We start from the raw sequence: 4,555 nt of genomic DNA on the forward strand, positions 1-4,555 counted from the left end.
TTATGAGTTATCAGCTAATGTGCTATGGGAAAAGCTTTTGAAAAAAATAAGCTGACGACTGACAGATGATAGCTGACAGCTAACGATTTCAATTAGTAATAATCATGCTGGGATTGTTGAGATTGATTAATGCGTTCGCGTAGCGTGACCATAGGTCAATCGCGTAGCGTGGCCGTTCGCGTAGCGTGGCCAAAAGGCCAAAAGGCCATCGCTCCCCAACTCCCCTGTTTCCTGTTCTGTGTTCCCTCTTTTCTGTTCCCTGTTCCCGTCTTGATGCAGTCGCTCATGGGGGAAACCCCCAAGACCGCGCTGCATCGCTGTTCCCTGTTCCCTCAAGAACCATAAATACTTACTTAACAAAGTCCCAAACCGCTATACTTGTTTCCAATTCCAGTTGAGACTTGAGGAGCAGGGGTGATGAGTTCAACAGATAGAGTACTCGTAGCAGGTGCTACAGGTGGTGTGGGACAGCTAACAGTGGCCAAGCTACTAGATAAAAGTTTTCAGGTTAGTGTTCTGACTCGCAGTGCTGAAAAAGCTCAGCAAATGTTTGATAACCGAGTAGAGATTATTGTTGGTGACATGCGCTATCCCTCTAGCCTCCCCCCTGCCATAAAAAATGTTACTCATATCATTTGTTGTACTGGAACTACTGCTTTCCCTTCTAAAAAGTGGGATTTCGACACAATCGATCAGGCTAAAGGATTCTCAAGTGTGATCGAGTGGCTCAAGATCTATCTCAAACCCAGCTACTGTCTTACTAAAGCCAAAAATAGTCCTGAGCAAGTTGATGCTATAGGAGTTAGCAACCTGGTAGCAGCAGCTCCAAAAGATCTCAAGCGGTTTATCTTTGTATCCTCTTGTGGTGTGCTACGAAAAGATAAACCACCCTATAGTATTCTTAATTCCTTTGGTGTACTCGATGCCAAAAAAAAGGCAGAAGAAATCATCATCAATTCAGGATTACCCTATACTATTCTTCGTGCAGGACGACTGATCGACGGTCCATTTACATCCTATGATTTAAACACTCTGTTGAAAGCGACAACAGCAGGAAAATTAGGGTTAGTATTAGGTACAGGGGATACTTTATCAGGTCAAGCCAGCCGGATTGATGTAGCATCACCTTGTGTAGAATCCATTGCTAACCCTGCTACGGTCGGAAAAGTTTTTGAGCTGATAAACAGGGGACCGAGACCATCAGTGATTGATTGGGCAGAGCTATTTTCTACTCTCGATTGACACTCCCCACACTCCCCACCCACCTGTAGAATAGGCATCGTGGTGGAACTGGCATCTTGGTGGAACTGGCATCTTGGTGGAACTGGCATCTTGCCAGTTTCAATATATTTCTGGGCGGGCAGGATGCCCACTCTACGAATATTCATTCAAAGACTGACGCAACTCCCCTACTCCCTACTCCCCACTCCCCACTCCCATCGATCTAGCTAACGTAAACCCTTCAGCAGTGCCTAAAGATACTTGATTAGGTAATTGCAAAGCGTCTAAGGTCGAGTTATCCAACAGCAGGTAAGATTGAGTTGACCACAACTGTTTTAACGTATTTTCATCTTGGGGAATCACTTTGCGATCGCTATAAAAATCCAAACTAGGACGCTGATAGGAAAAAGACGTATAGATAATATCCCCTGGATCCGTATGTTCCTGAATCAAAGCCGCCACTGGCTTGACTGGAAATGCTTCATTTAACTCCCACAGCCAAGAGTGAGAACTCATTAATAATACCAAAACCATGTACATCCCTATCAATAAAATTGGGATAAAATTGCGATTTTTATGTTTAATTTTCAAAGCTGCTAGGGTCATGGTTAGGCTTACCACCATACCCATAAGAATTAAAACCGGTTGGGGATCTGCTAAGATAAAATAAATACATCCCCCTAAACCAGCTACTCCGATAAATCCTAAAACAATTGTTAAAATCTTAGGATAAGGACTCCAATGTTTCCAAAATACAGTGAGTTTAGCGGCAACAGCTATCGCAAAAAAGGGATACACAGGCATAATGTACCAGGGCAGCTTGGTTGCCATCATAGAAATAATCGTCAAATAGCCGATAGTCCCAATTAAAATCAAACTCCCCCAACTCGTGAGGGGTTTTCGCCAAGCTAGATAGAATCCTCCTAGCCAAAACAATAGCCAAGGGAAAGTATACTTAATTAACTCCAAAATATAATACCAGGGTGTTCCTTGATTACCTTCCACCTTTTCAGAGATGCGAGCAAATCCTTGCGAGAGAAAATGAACTTGCCAAAAGGTTGCTCCATAATGCTGCCATTGGGCAATATACCAAACCAAAACCGGTGCGTAACCTAGGACTATGCCCAACCAAAAATAGCGACTCTTCAACAACCCTAAGGTTCTATTTGCCAGAAGAAAGACCAAAGCAATTGCCCCTAGAGGCACAACTAATAGACCTTTTGTAAACGTAATTAGTCCTAAACAAACTCCGATCCCAATTGCCCAATAAGACTGATCCTGACAAGCTTTAAGTAAGCACAATAGCAACAGCAACAACCAAGTATTGATCATGCCATCCAGCATCGCCAAACGTCCGTGGCGCACAACTGGCAACAGGGTCAAGTAGACGCTAGCCGCAAACATAGCACTGACACGTTCAACGAATAGTTCTCGTGCTACTAAATAGAGCAGTGGTACTCCACACGCTGACAAAAAAGCACCAGGCAGACGAGTAGTGAATTCTTGGACACCCCCTAGTTTATAGCTTAAGGCAATCAACCAATCCATCAAAGGGGGTTTAAGTAGATAAGGTTCTCCCCACAGAGTAGGATGGAGCCAGTTACCCGTGCGATATATTTCTCTAGCGATCAGGGCTCTAGTGCCTTCATCCCAGTCCCGTAGGGGTACATTTCCCAGAAAAATACCCCAAAGGAAAAGGGCAGCCAGGAAAAGGCTTAGGATCCACTTGATATCAGTGAGAGAGGGATTTTTTAAGGTAAGTGCTAATTTATTCATCTATAGCAAAGGGAACAGGGAACAGCTGATCTGGAAGTAGTAGGGAGCAGGGAGCAGGGAGTAGCTCATAAGGGTAGGTTTTTTACTTTGACCTCAGGTGTGGGGTATTGGGTGTGGGGTGTGGGGTGTGGGGCTACAGACAAGCGATGCAGTGGCCTCACGGGGGTTTCCCCCACTCGCGCAAAGCATGGCTGACAACGACAAGCGTGATTTGCGCGGTCTTGGGGAGGCAGCGCCGCCAAAGGGGGTTCCCCCCATGAGCGACTGCCGTGGTTTCCCCCACTCGCGCTTTGCATCAAGACAATTAAGTATATTTTCTTATCACCCACACCCTACACCCCACCCCCTACACCCCACACCTCACGTTTTTGTTAAAAACCTACCCCTGTGAGGTAGGGAGTAGGGAGTAGGGATGCAGCCGCTGATGGGCTAAACCCCATCAGCAGCTGCATCAAGACGGGGTAACAAAATTGAATGTACCTTATAAGTATGGAAAACGCTATATTAATTAATGTTTTTAATAGTTTCGCCCTAGGATGGTTATATAGAATTTCCATTTGAGTTGTAAACAGAATCTCTTAGGAAAAGGCAAGAGGCAAGAGGCATGCTAGCAATAGGCAAGATTTAATTAACTAAAGAATAATTTTTGGGATTCAAAAAAATAATGCTAGTTTAGCATAACAGTAAAAACTTCTTGGAACTCTTGACTACTGTTTCCTGTTCCCTGTTCCCTGTTCCCTATCTTGATATAGATTTACAATCAAAAGATGCATCCTCTATCTCCCTCCAATCAACTACCTCTCTATGGCAAAAGAATCTTAGTAACAGCACCGAGAAACTATAGCTCTCGGTTATCTCAACAAATCATTAACCAGGGTGGACTTCCCATAGTGATGCCAACCATTGAAACCTGTTTGTTAGAAAATTATCCTGAATTAGATGCTGCTCTCAGGAAAATTCAGGAATTTGATTGGATTGCCTTTACTAGTCGCAACGGAATAGACGCTTTTTTTGCCCGCATGGCATCCTTGGGTATTGCTACATCTGTCCTGAAAAATTGCCAACTGTCTGCCATTGGAAAAGATGCCGAACGATTGTCGGATTTTGGAGTAACAGCTGATTTAGTTCCGGCTGAAGCTAGCCCAACCGGAATTGTTACTGAATTGTCTAACTATCCAACTATTGATCAGAAAACTATATTAGTTCCTATTCCAGAGGTGGTCGGGATACCAGAACCTAATGTCATTCCCAATTTTGTTTCCGGTTTACAGCAATTGGGCATGAAAGTCACTCCAGTATTGACCTATCAAACCCGAATTTTGGATAAAACTATCTATGATGTAGAATTAAATCTAATTCGTCAAGGCAAGATAGATGTAATCGCTTTTAGTAGCACCGCAGAAGTAACCGCTTTTTTGACAATGGTTAACTCCCCCCAGGATTATAGCAATTGTGTAATTGCTTGCTTTGGTCCCTATACCGCAGCTAATACTGAAAAATTGGGTTTAACTGTTTCTATTGTATCCGAAAATTACAGCACATTTGAGGGATTTACAAA

4 protein-coding genes are annotated in these 4,555 nt (G+C 43.6%); 2 read left to right on the forward strand and 2 right to left on the reverse strand.

Features of this window, described 5'->3' with window-relative positions; translation table 11 throughout:
- Positions 1-126: 126 nt before the first annotated feature.
- A complete protein-coding gene (locus F6K52_RS32740) occupies positions 127-315 on the reverse strand; it encodes a hypothetical protein (protein WP_293088717.1) in 189 nt (62 codons plus the stop codon).
- A 102-nt stretch (positions 316-417) separates the two neighbouring features.
- On the opposite strand from F6K52_RS32740, the gene F6K52_RS32745 reads away from it, so the two are divergent.
- A complete protein-coding gene (locus F6K52_RS32745; RefSeq protein ID WP_293088719.1) occupies positions 418-1,242 on the forward strand; it encodes an SDR family oxidoreductase in 825 nt (274 codons plus the stop codon).
- Positions 1,243-1,416: 174 nt separating this feature from the next.
- On the opposite strand, the gene F6K52_RS32750 is transcribed toward F6K52_RS32745, so the two are convergent.
- On the reverse strand, positions 1,417-2,997 hold the full coding sequence (locus F6K52_RS32750) for a glycosyltransferase family 39 protein (protein ID WP_293088721.1): 1,581 nt from the start codon (positions 2,995-2,997) through the stop codon (positions 1,417-1,419).
- 767 nt (positions 2,998-3,764) lie between these two features.
- Between F6K52_RS32750 and F6K52_RS32755 the strand changes: the two genes are divergently transcribed.
- Positions 3,765-4,555: uroporphyrinogen-III synthase (locus tag F6K52_RS32755; RefSeq protein ID WP_293088724.1), on the forward strand; the 791-nt coding region annotated here is incomplete at its 3' end.

This window comes from Moorena sp. SIO3H5 (assembly GCF_010692395.1).
Taxonomy (GTDB): domain Bacteria; phylum Cyanobacteriota; class Cyanobacteriia; order Cyanobacteriales; family Coleofasciculaceae; genus Moorena.